This window comes from Methylococcus sp. EFPC2, from assembly GCF_016925495.1.
Taxonomy (GTDB): domain Bacteria; phylum Pseudomonadota; class Gammaproteobacteria; order Methylococcales; family Methylococcaceae; genus EFPC2.
The window spans coordinates 2,213,677-2,234,875 of record NZ_CP070491.1 but is presented as its reverse complement, the minus strand read 5'-3'; the positions used below and the strand labels follow the sequence as shown (position 1 = coordinate 2,234,875).

The 21,199-nt window shown below is 60.8% G+C and carries 18 protein-coding genes and 1 pseudogene; 11 read left to right on the top strand and 8 right to left on the bottom strand.

Annotation, left to right across the window (positions count from 1 at the left end; all coding sequences use genetic code 11):
* Positions 1 to 108: 108 nt before the first annotated feature.
* Positions 109 to 951 carry a hypothetical protein gene (locus tag JWZ97_RS09380; RefSeq protein ID WP_205428235.1) on the bottom strand — a complete coding sequence of 281 codons (843 nt, stop codon included), beginning with the start codon at positions 949 to 951 and terminating at the stop codon, positions 109 to 111.
* Positions 952 to 1,068: 117 nt separating this feature from the next.
* Positions 1,069 to 1,671 (bottom strand): hypothetical protein, encoded by a 603-nt coding sequence (locus JWZ97_RS09375; protein ID WP_205428234.1) that lies wholly within the window; start codon positions 1,669 to 1,671, stop codon positions 1,069 to 1,071.
* Between the two features lie 160 nt (positions 1,672 to 1,831).
* Here JWZ97_RS09375 and JWZ97_RS09370 point away from each other — a divergent pair.
* Positions 1,832 to 2,836 (top strand): annotated as a pseudogene (locus tag JWZ97_RS09370) (integron integrase).
* Positions 2,837 to 3,002: 166 nt separating this feature from the next.
* A complete protein-coding gene (miaA, locus tag JWZ97_RS09365; protein WP_240342297.1) occupies positions 3,003 to 3,917 on the top strand; it encodes a tRNA (adenosine(37)-N6)-dimethylallyltransferase MiaA in 915 nt (304 codons plus the stop codon).
* A gap of 24 nt (positions 3,918 to 3,941) precedes the next feature.
* Here the strand turns inward: miaA and JWZ97_RS09360 are convergent, their stop codons facing one another.
* The gene (locus JWZ97_RS09360) at positions 3,942 to 4,526 is read right to left on the bottom strand and encodes a GTP-binding protein (RefSeq protein WP_205428232.1); all 585 of its coding nucleotides are present in this window, start codon (positions 4,524 to 4,526) and stop codon (positions 3,942 to 3,944) included.
* A gap of 24 nt (positions 4,527 to 4,550) precedes the next feature.
* Entirely contained in the window at positions 4,551 to 4,847 is a 297-nt protein-coding gene (locus JWZ97_RS09355; protein ID WP_205428231.1) for a hypothetical protein, read from the bottom strand.
* A gap of 39 nt (positions 4,848 to 4,886) precedes the next feature.
* Between JWZ97_RS09355 and JWZ97_RS09350 the strand changes: the two genes are divergently transcribed.
* A complete protein-coding gene (locus JWZ97_RS09350) occupies positions 4,887 to 6,173 on the top strand; it encodes a DNA recombination protein RmuC (RefSeq protein ID WP_205428230.1) in 1,287 nt (428 codons plus the stop codon).
* 72 nt (positions 6,174 to 6,245) lie between these two features.
* Positions 6,246 to 6,467: a DNA recombination protein RmuC gene (gene rmuC / locus JWZ97_RS09345; protein WP_240342296.1), complete on the top strand. Its 222-nt coding sequence runs from the start codon at positions 6,246 to 6,248 to the stop codon at positions 6,465 to 6,467.
* Between the two features lie 14 nt (positions 6,468 to 6,481).
* Here rmuC and JWZ97_RS09340 read toward each other — a convergent pair whose 3' ends face one another.
* The 3 genes from JWZ97_RS09340 to efp are packed head-to-tail and all read right to left on the bottom strand — an operon-like array spanning position 6,482 to position 9,544.
* Positions 6,482 to 7,993 carry a B12-binding domain-containing radical SAM protein gene (locus tag JWZ97_RS09340; protein ID WP_205428229.1) on the bottom strand — a complete coding sequence of 504 codons (1,512 nt, stop codon included), beginning with the start codon at positions 7,991 to 7,993 and terminating at the stop codon, positions 6,482 to 6,484.
* Entirely contained in the window at positions 7,990 to 8,988 is a 999-nt protein-coding gene (gene epmA, locus JWZ97_RS09335) for an EF-P lysine aminoacylase EpmA (protein ID WP_205428227.1), read from the bottom strand. The genes JWZ97_RS09340 and epmA overlap by 4 nt, the downstream gene beginning before the upstream one ends.
* Positions 8,975 to 9,544: an elongation factor P gene (efp, locus tag JWZ97_RS09330; protein WP_205428225.1), complete on the bottom strand. Its 570-nt coding sequence runs from the start codon at positions 9,542 to 9,544 to the stop codon at positions 8,975 to 8,977. The genes epmA and efp overlap by 14 nt, the downstream gene beginning before the upstream one ends.
* A gap of 191 nt (positions 9,545 to 9,735) precedes the next feature.
* Between efp and JWZ97_RS09325 the strand changes: the two genes are divergently transcribed.
* Both JWZ97_RS09325 and JWZ97_RS09320 read left to right on the top strand, forming a co-directional pair.
* On the top strand, positions 9,736 to 11,043 hold the full coding sequence (locus JWZ97_RS09325) for a hypothetical protein (RefSeq protein WP_240342295.1): 1,308 nt from the start codon (positions 9,736 to 9,738) through the stop codon (positions 11,041 to 11,043).
* A 339-nt stretch (positions 11,044 to 11,382) separates the two neighbouring features.
* Positions 11,383 to 14,196 (top strand): TonB-dependent receptor domain-containing protein, encoded by a 2,814-nt coding sequence (locus tag JWZ97_RS09320; RefSeq protein WP_205434479.1) that lies wholly within the window; start codon positions 11,383 to 11,385, stop codon positions 14,194 to 14,196.
* A gap of 155 nt (positions 14,197 to 14,351) precedes the next feature.
* On the opposite strand, the gene JWZ97_RS09315 is transcribed toward JWZ97_RS09320, so the two are convergent.
* Positions 14,352 to 15,767, bottom strand: coding sequence for a sulfite exporter TauE/SafE family protein (locus JWZ97_RS09315; protein WP_205434478.1), 1,416 nt, complete (start codon positions 15,765 to 15,767; stop codon positions 14,352 to 14,354).
* 248 nt (positions 15,768 to 16,015) lie between these two features.
* Here JWZ97_RS09315 and epmB point away from each other — a divergent pair, with 248 nt between their 5' ends.
* The 5 genes from epmB (at position 16,016) to JWZ97_RS09290 (ending at position 21,153) form a co-directional block, all read left to right on the top strand.
* The gene (epmB, locus tag JWZ97_RS09310) at positions 16,016 to 17,035 is read left to right on the top strand and encodes an EF-P beta-lysylation protein EpmB (RefSeq protein WP_240342559.1); all 1,020 of its coding nucleotides are present in this window, start codon (positions 16,016 to 16,018) and stop codon (positions 17,033 to 17,035) included.
* A 99-nt stretch (positions 17,036 to 17,134) separates the two neighbouring features.
* Complete coding sequence (locus JWZ97_RS09305) at positions 17,135 to 17,398, top strand: OadG family protein (RefSeq protein WP_205434476.1); 264 nt, start codon at positions 17,135 to 17,137, stop codon at positions 17,396 to 17,398.
* 29 nt (positions 17,399 to 17,427) lie between these two features.
* Entirely contained in the window at positions 17,428 to 19,209 is a 1,782-nt protein-coding gene (gene oadA / locus JWZ97_RS09300) for a sodium-extruding oxaloacetate decarboxylase subunit alpha (RefSeq protein WP_205434475.1), read from the top strand.
* Positions 19,210 to 19,216: 7 nt separating this feature from the next.
* On the top strand, positions 19,217 to 20,344 hold the full coding sequence (locus tag JWZ97_RS09295; protein ID WP_205434474.1) for a sodium ion-translocating decarboxylase subunit beta: 1,128 nt from the start codon (positions 19,217 to 19,219) through the stop codon (positions 20,342 to 20,344).
* A 446-nt stretch (positions 20,345 to 20,790) separates the two neighbouring features.
* Positions 20,791 to 21,153 (top strand): endonuclease domain-containing protein, encoded by a 363-nt coding sequence (locus JWZ97_RS09290; RefSeq protein ID WP_205434473.1) that lies wholly within the window; start codon positions 20,791 to 20,793, stop codon positions 21,151 to 21,153.
* Positions 21,154 to 21,199 lie beyond the last annotated feature (46 nt).

The window sequence follows — 21,199 nt, the reverse complement described above, 5'->3', positions numbered from 1 at the left end:
TCCGGTGAGAACTGACCCCGTCTTCCGCGGTTAGAACTGACCCCGTCTTCTGCGGACCCCGTCTTCCGCGACTGACCCCGTCTTCCGCGTCTTCCGTGGATTGGTAACTCACTTTTTTCTACGCATAAATGCCGACAATCCCGACATGGCAGAAACGAATAGCCAAAATGAAGTTGGAATTGGAACTGGCGATGCCGAATAATTGGCACCAGATTGTGATGTTATGTTGATTCCTGGAGGAGGCTGAACCGTAAATTTGACAGTATTGGAAAAGTCGATATCGTAACCAGAACCAGCAACTACGAATAATCCACTTGTCACATAGCGACCGACGAAACAATTATTTTCGCTAGGGCAAGCGACGGGATCCACTCCAAATTGTTGAGAGTATATATATTCTCCGGGAATCACATCGGAATCGATAGTTAAATCAAACTTTACACTCACATTGGAAGTCGATGCTTGCCTAGTAAGCATTGCGATAAAGTCTTCACTGGATATTTCATTCTGGCTTTGCACCGCTAGGTAGTGGACATCGTAATAACCATTATAAGTATCTGGATTAAACTCTGGTTGTATGGTTCCATGAATATAAACATAGTATGTTGGGTATTCGTCCAGTTCTAAGCCCCATCCACCAACATCGCCGGGGGTAAAAAAGTCAGACCATATTGAAATGGCAAAATAAGGTAATACAGAGGTACTCAAGCTTGTGAATGACCTTGCAGCATTAAGCCCAAAATCAGACTTCGCCTTAGCGTATATTTTGGGCTCTAGTGTTGTGCCAGATCCGCTAGCAGCATAAGCATCAACTATTCTGGAATCCATGCTTGAGTTTGTTATCGTTTTAGTTTCAAAACTGCCGACAGCCGAATAAACATAAGAGCTTTGGGCTGTGGTTGAATATATTGTGGCTAACATAGACCCAACAATAATGGAAGAAGGTCGCATGTTTTTCTCCTTTGGAGCTTAAGAAATTAGAACGGCTTCAAGACAGAATTGAATGCCTAACGTGAAGCTAAGCCGACCGCTGGAGCGTAGCGGAAGCGGGTCGGCTTGAGCGCCATGTTATGTGTGATTGTTAGCACTGTTAAACTTCTCATGAATTTTACAAAGCTCATCAACAATGGGTTGAACTTCATATCGCTGACCTAGTGTTTCGAATATGCCAACATCAATATAGAATGCACGAAATAGATGCGTGGGCACACCATCATTATCAAAAACACCTCCAACATAAGCTGGTAAAACGTATCCAACTAACGGCTTCGACCACAAATACTTATCCAGATTTTCATCGAAGTGCTCAAGCTGATTCCGAAGACTTCTGTTTTTTAATGGGCTGTCATCGTTTAAATCAAACTCAGCCATTAATGTTTCAGCTCGTTTCTGATGAAGACTATCTTTACCCGGTTTAGAAGGCCAGAAATACCGAGATAAAGCGGCAGCATGCGTCAAAATGTTTTGGAGATGATCCAAAATAATCGTTTGGAGTTCTCTAGTCATTTCATATTGGCCTTTGGTTTCATTAGTCATTTTAATGAAGTCCGCCAGATAATCGATGGAATTCATTGCAGCTTCACTGCTAAAACGGATCGATTCCATATAAAAGGCCAAATGAGGCGGTTGGATTCCACCGTACTCTTCAATGAGCTGTTTCAGTTCAGACATGATTTAAACATAACGTAAAGTAGACGGCAATCTGCCGTATAAGAAATTCTAAGTGATCGGGCAAAGCGCCGTCTAAGCCCGAACGCTACGCCGTGTAATAATGGCTGTCAATTGGAATGGCCTATACTTTGTAGCCGACACGGCTGCTTACATGGCACGCATGAACGACAAGTCTTCAGAATATCCGTCGACAAACGCGGCAGGTAATAGCCCCAAGCTTTTGGACATTATGCGCGAGCGCATTCGTGCCAAACATTTCAGCCTGCGCACCGAACAAGCCTACGTACAGTGGGCGAAGCGCTACATCCTGTTCCACGGCAAACGCCATCCGAAGGATATGGGGGCTGTGGAAGTCGAGGGGTTTTTGAGCCATCTCGCCAATGCCGGTCGGGTGTCGGCAAGTACTCACCAGCAGGCTTTATCGGCGCTTTTGTTTTTGTATAAGGAGGTTTTGGCCGTCGAATTGCCCTGGCTTGATAACCTAACGCGTCCGAAGAAATCCATACGCCTGCCGACAGTATTGGCGCAGGCCGAGGTCGGCAGATTGCTGACACATTTGGAAGGGGTGCACCTGTTGATGGCTCGGATGCTCTACGGCACCGGTATGCGGTTGATGGAGTGTGTCCGACTGCGCGTCAAGGACATGGACTTCGAGCGGCATGAAATCCTGATTCGGGATGGCAAAGGCGGCAAGGACAGGGTCACCATGTTGCCTGCATCTTTGCTGGACGAGTTGAAAATTCATCTCCAGCAGGTGCGCCTGACGTGGGAGCGGGATCGTCAACGCGATTTGCCTGGGGTTTACCTGCCGGATGCGCTGGATCGGAAATATGCTAATGCGGGCAAGGAGTGGGGCTGGTTTTGGGTATTTCCATCCGCATCCTTGAGTACCGATCCGCGTTCCGGTGTCGAACGGCGGCATCACACGCACGAGCAGGCGTTACAGCGCGCGATCAAGAGCGCCATCCGTATGGCCGGCATCGCAAAACCGGCTTCGACCCATACGTTGCGCCATTCCTTCGCTACGCACTTGCTGCAATCCGGTTACGATATCCGTACGGTTTAGGAACTGCTGGGCCACAAGGACGTGAGCACCACGATGATATATACCCATGTGCTCAATCGCGGCGGTAAGGGTGTGGTCAGCCCGCTGGACCGGATTTGATTTTGCGAAGGGCGTAGAATTCGGACGTTTATCCCTTTGTCAGCGGACCCCATTGGCTAATTCAAATATCCCTCACCCTGACCTCTCCAATCGCAAACGGTTGCTTAGTCGCAACCCTTCCCAGGGGGAGAGGGGGGAATCGGAACACCCGCCCGCCTTGGTCCTGATGGGACCGACCGCTTCGGGCAAGACGCGGCTGGCCATCGAATTGGCCCTGGAATTGGACGGCGAGGTGATCAGCGTCGATTCCGGGCTGGTTTATCGCGGCATGGATATCGGCACGGCCAAGCCGAGCCTGGAAGAGCGTCGCGGTGTGCCCCATCATTTGATCGATATCCTGGATCCTAAAGAAGCTTTTTCCACGGGTCAGTTCCGCGAGCAGGCCATCGCCTTGATGCACGACATCACGGCGCGCGGTCGACTGCCGATCCTGGCCGGCGGGACGATGCTTTATTTCAATGCGCTGAGGCACGGGCTGGCCGAACTGCCGGCGGCGGATGCGGAGATACGCGCGGCCATCGACGAGGAAGCGGCGACACGGGGCTGGCTCGCCTTGCACGAGGAACTGGCGCGTATCGATCCGGTGGCGGCGGCACGCATCCATCCCAACGATCCGCAGCGCATCCAGCGGGCGCTGGAGGTTTACCGCATCGCCGGCGTCAGCCTGACCGAATTATGCGCGAAGGCCGAGGGCGAGCCCTTACCGTTTGATTTGATACGCCTGGTCGTCTCGCCCGCCAACCGGGAATTGCTGGGCCAGCGCATTCGCGCCCGTTTTCAACTCATGCTGGAGCAAGGCTTGGTGGAGGAGGTGCGGGCGCTATACCAACGGGGCGATCTGGACCCCAGCCTGCCGTCCATCCGCGCGGTGGGCTACCGGCAGGTGTGGGCTTACATGGAAGGCGAACTGGACTATGACGCGATGGTGGAACGCGCCGTGATCGCCACCCGGCAGTTCGCCAAGCGGCAATACACCTGGCTGCGCCGCGAGGCGGACGCCTTGCATTATCTGAGCGAAGAGCCGGATTTGACGGCGCGGGTGCTGAAGGACTTGGACTTAAAGCCTTTGCCGAGGCTTTGATGCCGGCAGTGGCTGGAATAGCGGTCAGAAATCGCGACGGCTATCGGCTGGGCTCTGGCGGTACACGGCCAGCTCCGTTTCCAGCCAGTTCAGCCATTCATCCAGGTGCAAGCCACTTTTCGCTGACAAGGGCATGATCATCGCCTTGCAGCCGAGCCCACGCAGCCGCCGTTCCAGGCTATCCAACGAGAAGCCGGGAAGCGAACGCAGCAGTTCGGCCTTGCTGACGATGACCACGTCGGCGGTGGCGACCATCTTGAGATGATGGTCCGGCCGATCGTCGCCGTCGGTTACGGACAACAGGACGACGGTGCGGCGCTTGCCCGGATCGATACCGCTCGTGTCGTTTGGATCACCTCGGCTCTCGATAAGAGTGAGGTCCGGATTCTCCGGTTTTGGCTCGCTCGTTTCTCGGCCGGCATCAGACGCCGCCAGCTCATTGCCGATGACGCCGACGCGGACACGCGAATTCAGCCGGGCAATGGTCGCCTCTATCAGGGTGGTTTTACCGGCGCCCGGTAGCGATATCAGTTCGATCGTCAGCCCGCCGTGCCGGCCGGGATCGCGCGGTGCGCGTGATTCAGCAGGGGAAACGAGGTAGCTCTGCATCGGCACGTGACAGCCCGGCGCCGTTCATTTGGACTTGAGCTTTGCCTTGGACTCGCGAAATACGCCGAACCCCCAGATGCTCCAGGAGGCGGTCTTCAGCATGAGCAAGGGCAGGGCGACGGTTTTTAAGCCCCAGATGATGACCGCCACTGCGCTCGCGCCGGAGATGCCCCAGGCCAACAGCCCGAGCGGGCCGCCGATGATGACCTTGAGCCAGCCCAGTAATTTGGCGGAGCGTGTGTTCAGCGCGGTTTCCCATGGGAGAATATGAAAAAGGCGCGCGATCGTAACAGTTTCGTAATCTAAGGCGCAAATGCTCACGCCCGGCCGTTCCCACCCACGAATCTTCACCGTATTTCTATGTCGGATTTATTGATCTACCTGTTATTGGGCGTCCCGGCGGGGGGCTTTCTCATCAGCTTCGGCTTGCTGTTCTGGCTCGCCGCCCGCAACGCCGCATTGCTTGCGCGCCTGGATGCCGCGCGCGACCAGATCGAGCGCTTGGAACGCGGGCTGCGGGAGGAGATAGTCGGCAATCGCCAGGAACTCAACCAGACGCTGGCGCTGAACCGCGAGGAACTGGCTGCGGGACTGCACCGCTTGGGCGAGCAACTGGGCCAGCAGTTGAGCAGCCACAGCCAGCGCAATGCGGAGAGCATCGAAACCTTGCGCCTAAGCGTGGAGCAGCGCCTGACCGCCATCCAGGTCGATAACAACCAGAAGCTGGAACAGATGCGCCAGACCGTGGACGAGAAGCTGCACAATACCCTGGAGCAGCGTCTGGGCGAGTCATTCAAGCTGGTCAGCGAGCGCCTGGAGCAGGTGCACAAGGGGCTGGGCGAAATGCAGAGCCTGGCCAGCGGGGTGGGCGATCTGAAAAAGGTACTCACCAACGTCAAGGTGCGCGGCACCTGGGGCGAAGTTCAACTGGAAAACCTGCTGGAACAAATGCTCACCGTCGACCAGTACGCCCGCAACGTGGCCACCCGGCCGGGCAGCAACGAGCGGGTGGAGTTCGCCATCCGCCTGCCCGGCCGCGACGAGCAGGGCAGCACGGTCTGGTTGCCTATCGATGCCAAGTTCCCGCTGGAGGACTACCAGAAACTGGTCGACGCCCGCGAAGTCGGCGAGGTGCAGGCCATGGAGGAATTGGGCAAGGCGCTGGAAACGCGCATCCGCAACGAGGCGAAGTCCATCCGCGACAAATACCTGGAGCCGCCGCACACTACCGATTTCGGCCTGCTGTTCCTGCCCGTCGAGGGCTTGTATGCCGAGGTGATACGCAGGCCGGGCCTGTTCGACCAGTTGCAGCGCGACTTCCGCGTCACCGTCACCGGGCCGACCACGCTGTCGGCCATCCTCAACAGCTTGCAGATGGGCTTCCGCACCCTGGCTATCGAGAAGCGCTCCAGCGAGGTGTGGAAGGTGTTGGGGGCGGTGAAGACCGAATTCGGCAAGTTCGGCGACGTGCTGGCCAAGACCCGCAAGAAGCTGGACGAGGCGCGCAACACCATCGACCAGGCCGAGGTCCGCACCCGCCAGATCGGCCGCCAACTGGTCAAGGTGGAGTCTCTACCGGTCGATGATGCCCGCCAGGTCTGGCCAGAAGACCTGGCCTTGCCGGAACTGGAAGACGACGAAGCCTGAACGGGTTCGCGGGCTTAATCGGCCAAATGCCGTACCCTGGCTATCGAGAAGCGCTCCAGCGAGGTGTGGAAGGTGTTGGGGGCGGTCAAGACCGAATTCGGGAAGTTCGGCGACGTGCTGGCCAAGACCCGCAAGAAGCTGGACGAGGCGCGCAACACCATCGACCAGGCCGAGGTTCGTACTCGCCAGATTGGCCGCCAACTGGTCAAGGTGGAGTCCTTGCCGGCGGAGGAGGCCAGCCAGGTCTGGCCCGAGGAACTGGGTTTGCCGGAACTGGAAGACGACGAAGCCTGAACGGGTTCGCGGGTTTAATCGGCCAAGTGCCGTGCCTGCCGTTTGGGCGCGTGGCCGGGGTCGCTCTTAATCCGCGGCGGGATGGGGGCGGTGGTGGCCTGCAGGAACGGCGGAATGCTGCGTGTGCCGCTGGCGTGGAAATCGGCGGCGACGGCCTCATGGGCGGCTTCGGCCGGTACGCCGCCCTGCTCGGTCAGCCAGCGGTAGACCCAGTCGTACAGCCGGTCCAAGGCCAATTGGTGTGTCTTGCCGGTGGTGGCGTAAAGCCAGTCGCTGAAGGCCATGAAGCGCTCGAATGGCGTATCGCTGAGCAGTAGCGGGCGGGTAACGGAGAAGCGGCCGGAATTGCCGACCAGATCCCAGTAGCGGGCGTAGCGGTTGATGCGCTGCAGGGTGGCGAAATCCAGGCGGCCGGTGCGCACCACGGTGTAAGGCGGATGCGGGCTGTAGTGCATGTCTGCCGTCACGGTGTGACGGGCAATGGGCGCGCCGCGCAGGCGCTTGAGGATGCCGACCTGGATTTCCTGCGGGTCCAGCTTCACCAGCCGGTCGAAGCCTAGTGCGAAGCTGGTCAGGTCTTCGCCCGGCAGCCCTGCGATGAGGTCCGCGTGGATGTGTGCTCCGGTGTGTTCGCGCAGCCAGCGCAGATTGGCGGCCGTTTTGTCGTTGTCCTGACGCCGGCTGATGAGGGACTGGACCTCGGGATCGAAGGTCTGCACGCCGATCTCCAGTTGCAGCGAGCCCTCGGGAAAGCGGGCCAGGGCCTCTTTCAGCGGGTCGGGCAGATGATCCGGGATCACCTCGAAATGCAGGAACAAGGTTTCGTCCAGCCGCTCCAGGAAAAACTCCAGGATGCGCAGGCTGGCCTTCACGTTCAGGTTGAACGTGCGGTCGACGAATTTGAAATGCCGGGCGCCGCGCCGGTACAGCGCGTCCATTTCGGCCAGGAAGCGTTCCAACTCGTAAGGCCAGGCGGTCTTGTCCAGCGCCGATAGACAGAACTCGCACTTGAACGGACAACCGCGCGAGGCTTCCACGTAGATCAGCCGGTGGGCAATGTCGTGATCGGTGTAGAGCCGGTAGGGCAGGGCGATGTCCTTCAGGTCCGGCATTTCGGGGCGGATGATGCGCGGCGCTGCTTCGCCCTTCAAAATATCCCGGCACAAGGCGGCGAAGGCCAGGTCGCCGGGGCCGCAGATCACGTGGTCGGCCAGCGCCACGATGGCTTGTTCCTCGCATTCATGGCTGACTTCCGGGCCGCCCAGCACCACCTTGATTTCCGGCGCCACCTGCTTGAGCAGTTCGACGACCTTGAGGGTTTCTTCGGCGTTCCAGATGTAAACGCCCAGCCCGATGATACGAGGTGATTTCGCCAGCAGTTTCTCGACGATGTCCGCCGGCCGGTCGCCGATGATGAATTCCATGATATCCGTATCGGCTTCCAACTCGCCCATGTTGGCGAACAGGTAGCGCAATCCCAGCGACGCATGGATATAGCGGGCGTTGAGGGTGGCGAGGACGATCATGCCCGAGCCACCGGGAAGGCCAGCACCTCGGCGATGTGTTGGCGGCCCGTCATCAGCATCAGGATGCGGTCCAGCCCCAGGGCCACGCCCGAGCAGTCCGGTAGCCCGGCTTCCAGGGCCGAAAGCAGCCGGTGATCTTTTTCGGGCTCAGGCAGGCTAAGTTTGCGGCGCTGCGCCAGGTCCTCGTCGAAACGGCGTTCCTGTTCATCGGCGTCGGCCAGTTCGTGGAATCCATTGCCCAGTTCCACGCCGTTCAAAAAGACCTCGACCCGCTCGACCACCTCGGGCTCGTCCGGCTTGCGCCGGGCCAGGGAAGGCAGGAACGCCGGATAGTCGCGGACGAAATAAAGCCGGCCCGCTTCCATGGCCGGTTGCACGATGTGGCTGAACAGTAGGTCCAGCCACAGGCTTCGGTCTTCGCCGCACAGTGCCGCGGCCTCGGGCAGACCGTGTCGTTCGGCGCAGCGGGCCAGTCCCGCCAGGTCCGGGTTCAAGGGGTCGATGCCGGCATATTCGGCGAACAGGTCCCGATAGGCGATGCGTATCGAAGTACCCAGGTTCAGCTCGGAGAACAGCAGGCCCAGCAATCCGTCGATCTCGTCCATCAGTTGCGCCAGGCTGTAACCGACCCGATACCATTCGAGCAGGCTGAACTCCGGATTGTGCCAGCGGCCGGATTCTTCGTTGCGGAAGGCTTTGCAGATTTGATAGATGGAGCCGGATCCCCCCGCGAGCAGGCGCTTCATGGCGAACTCGGGCGAGGTCTGCAGATGGAGCGTCATGCCCGCAGATACACCCGGTAGCTGAAATCGGGTGGCGAAAGGCTGGAGGTGAGGATCGGTCCCCGTCGCCCGGCAGAGCAGCGGGGTTTCCACTTCCAGTACGCCGCGTTCGTCGAAGTAGCGGCGTACGGCTCGGAGCAGCGCGGCCCGGGCAAGCAGGGTGGTTGAATCGCAGGTCGGGCGCCAGTCGGTGTCGGCCTTATTCCTTGACACGCGAGAGGTATTCGCCGGTACGGGTGTCGACCTTGATGACTTCGCCGATCTGGATGAACAGCGGCACGCGCACGACCGCGCCGGTTTCCAGGGTGGCCGGCTTGCCGCCGCCGCCGGAGGTGTCGCCGCGCACGCCGGGGTCGGTTTCCACGATCTTGAGGATGACGAAGTTGGGCGGCTGCACGGACAGCGGCTGGCCGTTATACAGGGTGACGATGCAAACGTCCTGCTCCTTCAGCCACTTCTTGGCGTCGGCCACGGCGTTGTTGTCCGCGGCGTATTGCTCGAAAGACTCGGGCTGCATGAAGTGGAACACTTCGCCGTCGTTGTACAGATACTGCATTTCCACGTCGACCACGTCGGCGCCTTCCAGGGTTTCGCCGGACTTGAAGGTGCGTTCGATGACGCGGCCGGTCTTGAGGTTGCGCAGCTTGACGCGGTTGAAAGCCTGGCCCTTGCCGGGCTTGACGAATTCGTTCTCCAGGATCGAGCAGGGGTCGCCGTCGAGCATGACCTTGAGGCCGCCCTTGAATTCGTTGGTGCTGAAATATGCCATTCTGTCCTCGTCGATAGGGGTTAGCGGGTGAAAAAATGATCGGCATTATAGAGGAGCGCCGGGACGTTATAAACTTTGTGTGCTTCGCACTCCGTGATAGTCTGCGCCGCCCTCGATCCGGGTAGGCGTATCGCCTGTCCACCAGCACCACAGATTGCACCATGAATGTTCCCATGTCCGACGGATCGTCCGTGAGCGATCCTGGGGCCGAGCGCTACAACCGCGAATGCCGTTGCGTCACGCTCGACAAGGAAGTCATGCGGGCCGAACTGATGCGCCAGCCGGAAGGCGCCGAGCTCTGTCGCATGCTCCTGGAGGAGCGTCCTCATCTGTTCGCCGCTTCGCCGGTATTCGTGCCGGAAGGCTGTATCCGGCGTCAGGCGCAAATCGTCGCCGCCGTGGAGCGGGTGGTCGCCTTGCCGGCCTACCGGGAGCGCGCGCTGGCCCACGCTCCGGCCGCGGCCCGGTTTGCGCCGCGAGCCCGCGGCGTCTTCCTCGGCTACGATTTTCACCTGAGCGCCGCAGGGCCGCGCCTGATCGAGATCAATACCAACGCCGGCGGCGCTCTGCTCAATGCCTTGTTGCGGCGCGTCCAGCGTGCCTGCGGCGAATCCGGGCGGCTCGCGCCGGGCCGACCCGCCGAAGACGAAGCGGATGCGGAGCAAGGCTTTCTGGCCATGTTCAGGGACGAATGGCGGCTCGAACGGGGCGATGCTCCGCTGTCCACCCTGGCCATCGTCGACGACGCCCCGGAGAGCCAGTTCTTGTTGCCGGAGTTTCTGTTGTTCAGGAATTTGTTCCGACGTAACGGCATCGACGCGGTCATCTGCGATCCGTCCGAACTGAGGTTTCGCGACGGGGCGCATTGGCGCGGGGAGCGCCGCATCGATTTCGTCTACAACCGTTTGACCGACTTCGGCCTGGCAGCCTCCGCCTGTTCCGATCTGCGCGCGGCCTATCTGGCCGGGGCGGTGGTCGTCAGCCCGCATCCGCATGCCCATGCGCTTTATGCCGACAAGCGGAATCTGGTCTTGCTCACGGATGAGGGCGTCTTGCGCGACCTGGGCGTGGACGAGGAAACCCGCGAGATACTGCTGGCCGGGGTGGCGCGCACGACCGCCGTGCGGGCGGAAGATGGTGGGGCGTTGTGGGCAGCCCGCAAGCATCTTTTTTTCAAGCCCGCGAGCGGATACGGCAGCAAGGCCGCCTATCGGGGCGACAAGCTGACGCGCCGCGTGTTCGAAGAAATCCTCGGGCGCGGCGATTTCGTCGCCCAGGCGCTGGTGCTGCCCAGCGAGCGCTATCTGAACGTGGACGACCGGGAGTCCGGCTTCAAGCTCGATATCCGTCTGTATGTCTATCAGGGCCGGGTACAGTTGGTCGCCGCCCGGCTTTACCAGGGCCAGACCACCAATTTCCGCACGCCGGGCGGAGGCTTCGCTCCGGTGATCGTTTTGCCGTCCGTGGCCATCGGCCCGGCTGCGGGACTCGCACGGTGAGCGATCCGGCAGGGTCCGATTGACCGATTTGCAGCAGGGCGGCACCTAACTGCTAGCGGGGCACCACCCGGCATGGCCGGTTTCGACCCTCCGGCGGTTCGGGCGCTTGCCTGGAAGGTCCGCTGCGAAGCCGCGCATCCCGCGCGTTTGCGGACGCGGATAAGCCCCGCCGAGATGTGTCGTTCCCGTTGGCACGGCGGTTGCGCTTGAGGTGTGAATTTTTCACAACCTTACCGGGAACATCCCATGCGCCACGGCGTCGCCCCCTGCGGGCATCGATATCGGCTTTCCGCACCTCCTCATCCTCCCTTTGTCGTTAATTCCCTGGTGAAGGCCGTGGTGGCGGGCATCGCAATCCTGTCATCCTTCCCGTCGCAGGCCGCGGATGCGCCCAAGACCAATGCCGAACTGGAAGCCGAAAATGCCCGCCTGAATGCCGAAAACGCGCGGCTGCTGCAGATGATCGAGGCGCTCAAGCAATCGCAGCCTCCTGCCGCTGCGGCATCGACCGCGCCGGCATCCAATGCGCCGGTCGAGGCTCCTGCGGAACCGGCGGTCGCCGACGCGGAAAAAGACGGCGCGAAAACCCTGGAAGGCGTGGTGGTGCAGGGCCGGCGCAAGGCCCCGCTCGAGAAGTTGAAGGACGTGCCGCAATCCATTTCCGTCGTTTCGGGCCAGGAACTGGAAAGACAGCAGACGACCAATTTCCGCGACGTGCTGAAAAAAGTCGGCAACGTGAAATGGGGCGGGTCGAGCACCAACCCGACGACGACCGCGCTCACCCTGCGCGGCGTGGGATATCTGGGAACGGGCGGCGCGCTGGGCATCGACTCCAGCGTCAACACCACGGTCGACGGCGTTCCCTACATCATCTCGAACATGGCGGTATTCAACAGTTATTATGACTTGGATACCGTGGACGTCGCCCGTGGGCCGCAAGGCACCTCGGGCGGATATAGCGCCAGCCTGGGCAAGATCAGCTTCGCGTCCAAGGGGCCGAGCTTCAATCCGGAAGCCGGCGCTTCGATCACGTACGGCGCCTACAACACGCTGCTCGCACGAGGCTATGCCGGCGGCGGCATCGTGCCCGACTTGCTGGCCTGGCGCGGCACTTTTTACCGTGAACAACAGGAAGGCTATTTCGACAACGACTACTACCGCAGCAAGAGCAACGGCGGCAACGAAGTCAAATACGGCAACATCGACCGCACCTACGGGCGGCTTCAATTTCTGCTGACGCCCACCGAAGACTTCAAGGCGCGCTTCAGCTTCGATTACACGCCTAACAGCAAGGAATACGGCATCTCGTCCAACGGCGGCATCTATCCCAAAGCCGTCCCCGATTTCTTCGATTCCCTCGACGCCAACGGCAACCGCATCGCCGTCAATCAGGCGAACCAGGACACCGGCAAGCTGACGCGGCGCTGGTTCACCCAGAACGCGAACTGGACTTACGGCGGCAATTATCTGCGCGAGTCCAACCGCGCCGAGCATTACCCCATCGCCAACGAGACCAAGGGACTGTCCGCGAACCTAAACTGGAAGGTAAACGGTTACGACCTTACCGCGATCACCGCCTGGCGCGACTACCATTTCGACTTCGGCAGCCCGAACTTCAGCAATCCCACGCCTTTCGACATCTTGCGCGGGCCGTCCTCCGGTCTGGGCTATTTCCGCCAGAGCACGGGCGAGCTGCGCATCACCTCGCCGACCGGCGGGCTGTTCGACTACCAGGCCGGCGTGTTCTATGCCGACGTGTTCCGCAGCAACGGCGGAGAAGGGCGGGGCAACAAATTCGGCTCCGATTCCGGGGCCTATTTCGCCACGCTGCCGCAATACAACCGGCTGGATGTCGACGGCAACGGCCGCTATCTCATGGCCAATTCGCTCAACGGGCTGAAATCCAACAGCTACAACGAGAAGGACGACAACACCCTGGCCTTTTACGGCAGCCTGAAATGGAACATCACCGACAAGCTGGCCCTGAATACCGGGCTGCGCATCTCGCACGAGGAAAGGACGTCGGACGTCAGCTACAACAAGGTTTACGACCAGGGCAACGCGGCCGAGCTGAATCCGGTCGCCGTCAACAACGTGGCGTTGGGCGGATTCAACAGCAATGCGACCAGCGGCAACCTGACGACCAACAACGCCGCCCAGTTGGCCCTGGCCAATTTCACCGCGCAAAAATATTTCGGCAAGGCGACCTACAGCGCGCTCAGCGACAGCCAGAAGCGCCAGATCGCGGACGCCAAGGCGATACGCGCGGCGCGCCTGGCGGGCCTGTACGATAACGTCAAGGCGGAAGCTTTCGACAAGGTCTTGTACACCGCCAACTTCAGCCCGACCTACAAGATCACCGACAACCACACCGGCTATTTCTCCTTCCAGTACGGCGAAAAGGCCGGCGTATCCCAGATAGTCGGTGCCACGCGCAAGGGAGGAACCTCCCGCTCGACCAAACCGGAAAAGAATTTCTCTTACGAGATCGGCCTGCGTTCGCAGTTTTTCGGTGGGTCGCTGGCGGTCAACACGACCCTGTTTTACCAGAGTGTCAAGGACTACATCGCCAACCTGTATTTCTACGACGAGGCGCAGACCATCGCCAATAACGACGGCCTGCTGGCCTACATTTCGGGTGTCGGCAACATACCGGAGGTATCGTCCAAGGGTGTGGAACTGGATATTTCCTATTCCGTCAAGAACACCAGCTTCCGCTTCTCAGGCGCCTACAACGACGCCCGCTACGAGGACGAGAAATTCCACGCCAAGCCGCTGGAACTGGGCGGCACCTCGGTGCCGTACTACGACGTGAGTGGCCGGCGCCTGCCCGGTGTCGGTCCGCTTACTTTCAACGTGTTCGCGGAACATGTCTGGCCGGTATTCGGCAGTTTCAACTTCTTCGCCAACGCCAATTACAACTACACCAGCGGCTATCTCACCGATCCTTCCTTGTCGCGCTACAGCCGGGTGGACGCTTACGGTTTGACAGACGCCTCGATAGGCATAGGCACGCAGGATCGGAAGTTTGAAGTCAGCCTGCTGGCCAAGAACCTGTTCGACGTCGACTACGGCTACCAGCCCGTGTGGAACTTGTACATACCCGGCGCGCCCCGCTGGGTCGGCTTGACGGTCAGTAGCCAGTTCTACTGAACCGAGGGCGCTGAAGGCCTGATGGCCGCTGGTCGAGCAAGGATGGCTCGCCGAGTGTGGGAATTTCGCCAGGCAAATGCCGCGGGCTCCGGAACGGCGGTATCCGATCGGGCCTGACCGGGCTTCACCCGCCGTTCCTGCGAGTAGCCGACGATTTAGTCGGGCGGCAGCTTGGGCGCATGTTCCGCATTGCCCCTGTCGTCCGGCCCGCTCTCGACGACGAACGATCCGGGGATCATGCCCATCCAGCAACTCCAGGGGATGACGCCGGCCTCGCGCGGGGTGAATTCGATCACCTGCTCGCCCTCGCGGAGATCTATCGTCAGCCCCAGCTTGGGCACCACGATGCCGCGATTGCATTCGGTCAGTTCGGCGACGTGGATGATCCAGCGCACGGGTTGTCCCCGCTTCAGCAGAAAACGGTCGGGCCGGTAGCCCCGGGCGTCGACTTCCATGCGGATGATCTGATAGCCGGCTTCGCCGATTTCGCTGTGCCGGCTCGGGAGGTAGATTTCGGACCATTGTCCGAGTTTGGCCGAAGCGATCAGGCTCAGGGAGCGGAAGTCGTATCCCGAGCCGCCGAGCACGAGCCCCCGGTTGAGCATGATCAGTCCCAGCGCGACAACCAGCACGCCGGATGCCTGAAGGAAGCGGCCGGTCGCCTGGCGCGAAACGAGGCTGGCCAGGAAGCCGAAGCCGATCAGCAAGGGCAGGGTTCCGATGCCGAACAGGAACAGGATGGTCGCACCCTCCACCAGACTTCCGGTGCCCGCCGCCATGACGTACATGGCCTGCAGAGGGCCGCAGGCGATCATGAGGCCGTTGAGCATGCCCACGATCAGGGGACTATTGTGTTTCTTGAATTCGTCACGGAGGTAGCGGCTCAGGAAACCCGGTGGCCGGATGCCGAACAGCCGGATATGCGGAAACAGATGCAGCATGTTCAAACCGAACAACAGCAGGAAGATGCCGGCCACGACGGCGGTGATGCTCCTGATCTGGGGCGTGAAGGTGACGAGCGAACCCAGATAGCCGAAAACGGCGCCCAACAGCGTGTAGGAGATCGTCTTGCCCAGGGCGTAGGCCAGGTGGGACATCGCATGGTGTCCGTGATCGCGCGTGGTGCGGACGGTATATCCGATAACCAGGCCGCCGCACATGCCGACGCAGTGAAAACCGGTCAGCAGTCCGACGAGAAATATCATGCCGTGACTCAAGTGTTGGCCGAGCAGCGGCAAGTCTTCCCCTTCCTCCAGCCAGAGACCGATATAGAAAATCAGCCCGATGCCGGCGAGGCCGAGCGCGATTTCGGCCAGCTTGACCCAGGCCTCGTGCCGTCGTGCGGACGGCCGTATGAGCGAGCAGTCGTAGCCCTTCAGCTCCACGGCCCGGAAGATGCGAAACAAGTCGGTCTGATCGGGATCGAAGCGCACTTCCACCGTTTCGGCGCCGTAATCCGCCTTGGCGTCGCGGACCCCCGGCAATTGCTTGATGGCTTTTTCGACCACGGCTTCGCAATGGCCACAGTGCATGCCCTTGGCGGTGAATACCGTGGTTTTGGGTTCGGACATGGCGGCTGCGCGGACTTGGATGGGTTCGTCGGAGCGATGTGGGGCGGGATACGGGCCTTAGCCGTGATCTTCATTATGACCGATAGGAGGGATGTGGCCAGTGCGCCATTCCTGCCGGCCCCACTATCGCCGCTCGCGGCGGATGCGGCACAATGTCGCGAAAATTTTCCAGCCCGCTCTCGTCAGCCCGGGCGCATTCGATGGGCAGGCCGCCGGCCTTGCCCATCCTAGCCATTGAACGATCTCTGTTGCATACCGTCCCTTCGTTGCCTCCCGCGCTATCGACCGCTCCGCCGGACTGGCGAACCTCCCTGGCGGATTCCTACACCCGTTTGGAAGATTTGCTTGTCGATCTCGGGCTGTCCGCCGAGGATCCTGCGTTCGGCCTGCAGGACCGCACCGGCTTTCCTTTCCGGGTCACGCGCCAGTACGCCGCGCGCATGCGCAAGGGCGATGCCGCCGATCCGCTGCTCCGGCAGGTGCTGCCGCTGGCCGACGAAACGATAGACTCGCCCGGTTATCTGGCCGACCCGGTGGGCGATCTGGCCGCGGTCGCGACCCCCGGCGTGTTGCACAAATACCGCGGCCGGGCGCTGCTCGTCACCACCGGCGCCTGCGCCATCCACTGCCGCTATTGCTTCCGCCGCGAGTTTCCTTACGGCGACGGACAGGTGAACCGGCAGCGCCAGACCGAGGCCCTGGCCTATCTGGCGGCGGACGAGAGCGTGAGTGAGGTGATCCTCAGCGGCGGCGATCCTTTGGTCTTGAGCGACCGGAGGCTGGCCGAGCTGATAGCCGAACTGGACGCCGTTCCCCACATCAAGCGCCTGCGCATCCACACCCGCTTGCCCATCGTATTGCCGCAGCGGGTCACGCCGGAACTTTGCGACTTGCTGCGCGACGGCCGTTTGCAGACCGTCGTGGTGATACACGCCAATCATGCGCAGGAGTTCGATGCGTCGGTGGGAAACGCCCTGGCGGATCTGCACGCGGCGGGCGTCACCCTGCTGAACCAGGCGGTGTTGCTGCGCGCGGTCAACGACGACGTGGAAACGCTGGCGGAACTGAGCGAGACCCTGTTCGCCCACCGCGTTTTGCCCTACTACCTGCACCTGCTGGACAAGGCCCGGGGGACGGCACACTTCGACGTTCCCGAGGCCGATGCGCTGGCCTTGCACGAGGGATTGCGCCGACGTCTTCCGGGCTATCTGGTGCCGCGCCTGGTGCGCGAAGAAGCCGGAAAACCTTATAAAAGCTGGCGCATCTGAAGGCCGTGCCGGGCCCGCCGTGCCGGCCCTCCGGTCGACTTTCGCCCCCGTGCGTTTTATCATTCGACCGTTTTGTCACTCAACAAGCATACGATCGACATGGAACCAACAATCGGCGAACTCTTATTCTCCGGCATCAAACTCATGGCGATCGGCATGACCATCGTATTTTTGTTCCTGGCCCTGCTCGTTTGGATCATCCGCACAAATTCCCGTTTGATCCAGCGCTATGCGCCGGAACCGCAGCCGCATTTTGCCTTCCATGCCCCCATTACCACCTCGACTCGCGCCGAAAGCGAAGCGGATGACGCCGAACTCGTGGCTGTCATCAGCGCGGCAATACATCGGCATCAGAACTCATAAGTCCAATAGAATTCTCCAGGAGTCGTTTTATGGCTAAACCGCTAGGCATCACCGACGTCGTATTGCGCGACGCTCATCAATCGTTGCTGGCCACCCGCCTGCGCATCGAGGACATGCTGCCGATTTGCGGCAAACTGGACCGGGTCGGATTCTGGTCCCTGGAAACCTGGGGCGGCGCCACTTTCGATTCCTGCATCCGCTATCTGGGCGAAGACCCCTGGGAGCGCTTGCGCCTGCTCAAGAAGGCCATGCCCAACACCCCGCAGCAGATGCTGCTGCGGGGCCAGAATCTGCTGGGTTACCGCCATTATGCCGACGATCTGGTCGACAAGTTTGTCGAGCGTGCGGCGGAAAACGGCGTGGATGTGTTCCGCATCTTCGACGCCCTCAACGACACCCGCAATTTCGAGCGCGCCATCCGCGCCACCATCGCCACCGGCAAGCATGCCCAGGCGGCGATTTCCTACACCGTCAGCCCGGTGCATACCGTCGATATCTGGGTCGATCTGGCCAGGCGCCTGGAAGACATGGGCGCGCATTCCATCGCCATCAAGGACATGGCGGGCTTGCTCAAGCCTTATGTCGCCTATGAGCTGGTCAGCCGTCTCAAGCAGACCTTGGGCGTGCCCGTGCACATGCAATGCCATGCCACCACCGGCCTGAGCACCTCCACCATCGTCAAGGCGGTGGAAGCCGGCATCGACAACGTCGATACCGCCATCTCCTCGATGAGCATGACCTACGGGCACAGTCCGACCGAGTCCGTCGTCTCCATCTTCCAGGGTACCGAGCATGACACCGGGCTCGATATCCTCCTGCTGGAAGAGATCGCCGAGTATTTCCGCGATGTGCGCAAGAAATACGCGAAATTCGAAGGTTCGTTGCGCGGAGTGGACAGCCGTATCCTGGTGGCCCAGGTGCCGGGCGGCATGCTCACCAACATGGAGAGCCAGTTGAAGGAGCAGGGCGCACTCGACCGGGTGGACGAGGTTTTGCTGGAGATCCCCCGCGTGCGTGCGGACCTGGGCTACATCCCGCTGGTGACACCGACCTCGCAAATCGTCGGCACCCAGGCGGTCATCAATGTGCTGGCAGGCGAGCGCTACAAGACCATCACCAAGGAAACCGCCGGCGTGCTCAAGGGCGAATACGGCGCGACGCCGGCGCCGGTCGATCCGGCTTTGCAGCAGCGCGTGCTGGAAGGCGCCGAGCCCATCACCGGCCGTCCCGCCGATAAGCTGGAGCCGGAACTGGACCGCCTCACCGAAGAATTGAAGAAGCAGGCGGCGGATACCGGCGTCAAGCTGTCCACCAGTCTGGTCGACGACGTGCTGACCTATGCGATGTTCCCCCAGGTCGGCTGGAAGTTTTTGCAGAACCGCGGCAATTCCGCCGCCTTCGAGCCCGCGCCCTGCCCGGATGCGGCAGCGGCGCCGGCCGCCGTGGTCACGGCCGAATCGGCGGGGCCGGGCGGCGCCAAGGCTTATACCGTCAACGTCAACGGCCGCAGTTATCAGGTCGAAGTTGCGCCGGGCGGAGCGATCACCTCGTTGACCCAGGCTTCCGGCAGTCCGGTCGTGCCGGCGCCGCTGAGTGGCGGTGAGGAAGTCAAGGCGCCGATGGCCGGACACATCCTGCGCATCAACGTCAGGGAGGGCCAAGTGGTCGAGGCGGGTCAGGTCGTGGTGGTCATGGAGGCCATGAAGATGGAAACCGAAGTGCGCGTCCGCAATGCCGGCTTGGTGCGATCGGTGCGAGTCAAGGTGACCGATACGGTGAGTCCGAACGACGTGCTGGTCACGGTAGGCTGAGGTCGCGATGGGTGGTTTCAACGAATTGTGGCTGAGCACCGGCCTGTCCAACTTCCAGTGGGGGCAGGCGGTCATGATGTCGGTGGGCTTCCTGCTCATCTATCTCGCCGTACGCAAGGGCTTCGAACCCTTGCTGTTGTTGCCCATAGGCTTCGGCGCGGTGCTTTCGAACATCCCGGTGGCCGGAATCGCGGAAGAGGGAGGCCTGCTCTCCTATCTTTACCTAGGCATTAAGGCCGGCATCTTTCCGCTGCTGATCTTCATGGGCGTGGGGGCGATGACCGATTTCGGCCCCATGCTGGCCAATCCCAAAACCTTGCTGCTCGGTGCGGCCGCGCAGTTCGGCATCTTCGGCACCTTGCTCGGTGCATTGGCCTTGAACGTGATACCGGGCCTGAGCTTCAACTTCAAGGATGCCGCGGCCATCGCCATCATAGGCGGAGCGGACGGCCCGACGGCCATCTATGTGGCTTCCCGGCTGGCTCCGGACCTGCTGGGCGCCATCGCAGTCGCGGCCTATTCCTACATGGCCCTGGTGCCGCTGATACAGCCGCCCATCATGCGCGCGCTGACCACGCCGGAGGAACGCCTGATCGAGATGGCCCAGTTGCGCCATGTCAGCAAGCAGGAGAAGGTCATCTTCCCCGTGGTCCTGCTGATCCTCACCGCCGCCTTGCTGCCTTCCGCTGCTCCGCTGATCGGCATGTTTTGCCTGGGCAACCTGATGCGGGAGAGCGGCGTGGTCGAGCGTTTGAGCAAGACCTCGCAGAATGAGCTGATCAACGTCGTGACGATCTTCCTGGGCCTCGCGGTGGGATCCAAGCTCAGTGCCCACGCCTTCCTGCGTCCGGAAACCTTGGGTATCCTGCTGCTGGGCGCCATCGCATTCAGCTTCGGTACCGCTTCCGGCGTGATCATGGCCAAGATCATGAACCGCTTCAGCGAACACAAGGTCAATCCGCTGATCGGCGCGGCCGGTGTGTCGGCGGTGCCCATGTCGGCCCGCGTCGCCAACAAGGTCGGCCAGGAGAGCAATCCCCACAACTTCCTGCTGATGCACGCCATGGGGCCCAATGTCGCCGGAGTCATCGGCTCCGCCGTCGCCGCCGGCGTCTTGCTGGCGCTGGTGCAATAACCGCCCGATAAGCTCCACCCCCATCCCAACCTTCCCCCTGAGAGGGGGAAGGGGAAGTCCGGGTCTTCGGTTCCCTCCCCCTTCCAGGGGGAGGGCAGGGTGGGGGTCATAACCCAGCATAATCCCGAGCAATCTGCGTCCAGATTAATCCTCAGTCTCCACCCCCATCCCAACCTTCCCCCCGAGAGGGGGAAGGGGAAGCCCGGGTCTTCGGTTCCCTCCCCCTTCCAGGGGGAGGGCAGGGTGGGGGTCATAACCCAGCATAATCCCGAGCAATCTGCGTCCAGATCAATCCTCGGTCTCCATCCCCATCCCAACCTTCCCAATCGTAAACGTCGCTTGAATCGCGACCTTCCAATCGCAAGCGTCGCTTCAGTCGCGACCTTCCCCCTAGAAGGCGCAAGGGGTAGTCTGGACTGGGAATGGCTGAATGGAGGTGTAGGGCCATGTCGCGAGGAACACGCATCGATCCGGTCGCTTTAAGTCGAGCGCGGATGCTTCGCAAAGATATGACCGACGCCGAACGCAAACTTTGGCGTGCGCTACGCGGTCAGCAAATTGGCGGCTTCCGTTTCCGCCGCCAGCACGTCTTGGGCGCTTATATCGTCGACTTCGTTTGTCTCGAAGCCCGTCTGATCATCGAGCTCGATGGAAGTCAGCATGCCGAGCGAGCCCGCTATGATGACGTGCGTACGGCGTGGTTGGGTAAGCAAGGGTATCGCTTGATTCGTTTTTGGAACCATGAAGTCTTGTGTTCATTGGACGGTGTTCTGACGTCGATAACTCAAGCTTTGGGCATGGTTCAGTGACCTCCGCATTCCCTTCCCCCCTCCCATTGGAAGAGGGAAGGAAACG

Bases quoted from the DNA above. Each gene is read 5' to 3' on its own strand.
- JWZ97_RS09380 (WP_205428235.1), bottom strand. From the start codon at position 951: ATGCGACCTTCTTCCATTATTGTTGGGTCTATGTTAGCCACAATATAT.
- JWZ97_RS09375 (WP_205428234.1), bottom strand. From the start codon at position 1,671: ATGTCTGAACTGAAACAGCTCATTGAAGAGTACGGTGGAATCCAACCG.
- miaA (WP_240342297.1), top strand. From the start codon at position 3,003: ATGGGACCGACCGCTTCGGGCAAGACGCGGCTGGCCATCGAATTGGCC.
- JWZ97_RS09360 (WP_205428232.1), bottom strand. From the start codon at position 4,526: ATGCAGAGCTACCTCGTTTCCCCTGCTGAATCACGCGCACCGCGCGAT.
- JWZ97_RS09350 (WP_205428230.1), top strand. From the start codon at position 4,887: ATGTCGGATTTATTGATCTACCTGTTATTGGGCGTCCCGGCGGGGGGC.
- JWZ97_RS09340 (WP_205428229.1), bottom strand. From the start codon at position 7,993: ATGATCGTCCTCGCCACCCTCAACGCCCGCTATATCCATGCGTCGCTG.
- efp (WP_205428225.1), bottom strand. From the start codon at position 9,544: ATGGCATATTTCAGCACCAACGAATTCAAGGGCGGCCTCAAGGTCATG.
- JWZ97_RS09315 (WP_205434478.1), bottom strand. From the start codon at position 15,767: ATGTCCGAACCCAAAACCACGGTATTCACCGCCAAGGGCATGCACTGT.
- JWZ97_RS09305 (WP_205434476.1), top strand. From the start codon at position 17,135: ATGGAACCAACAATCGGCGAACTCTTATTCTCCGGCATCAAACTCATG.
- oadA (WP_205434475.1), top strand. From the start codon at position 17,428: ATGGCTAAACCGCTAGGCATCACCGACGTCGTATTGCGCGACGCTCAT.
- JWZ97_RS09295 (WP_205434474.1), top strand. From the start codon at position 19,217: ATGGGTGGTTTCAACGAATTGTGGCTGAGCACCGGCCTGTCCAACTTC.
- JWZ97_RS09290 (WP_205434473.1), top strand. From the start codon at position 20,791: ATGTCGCGAGGAACACGCATCGATCCGGTCGCTTTAAGTCGAGCGCGG.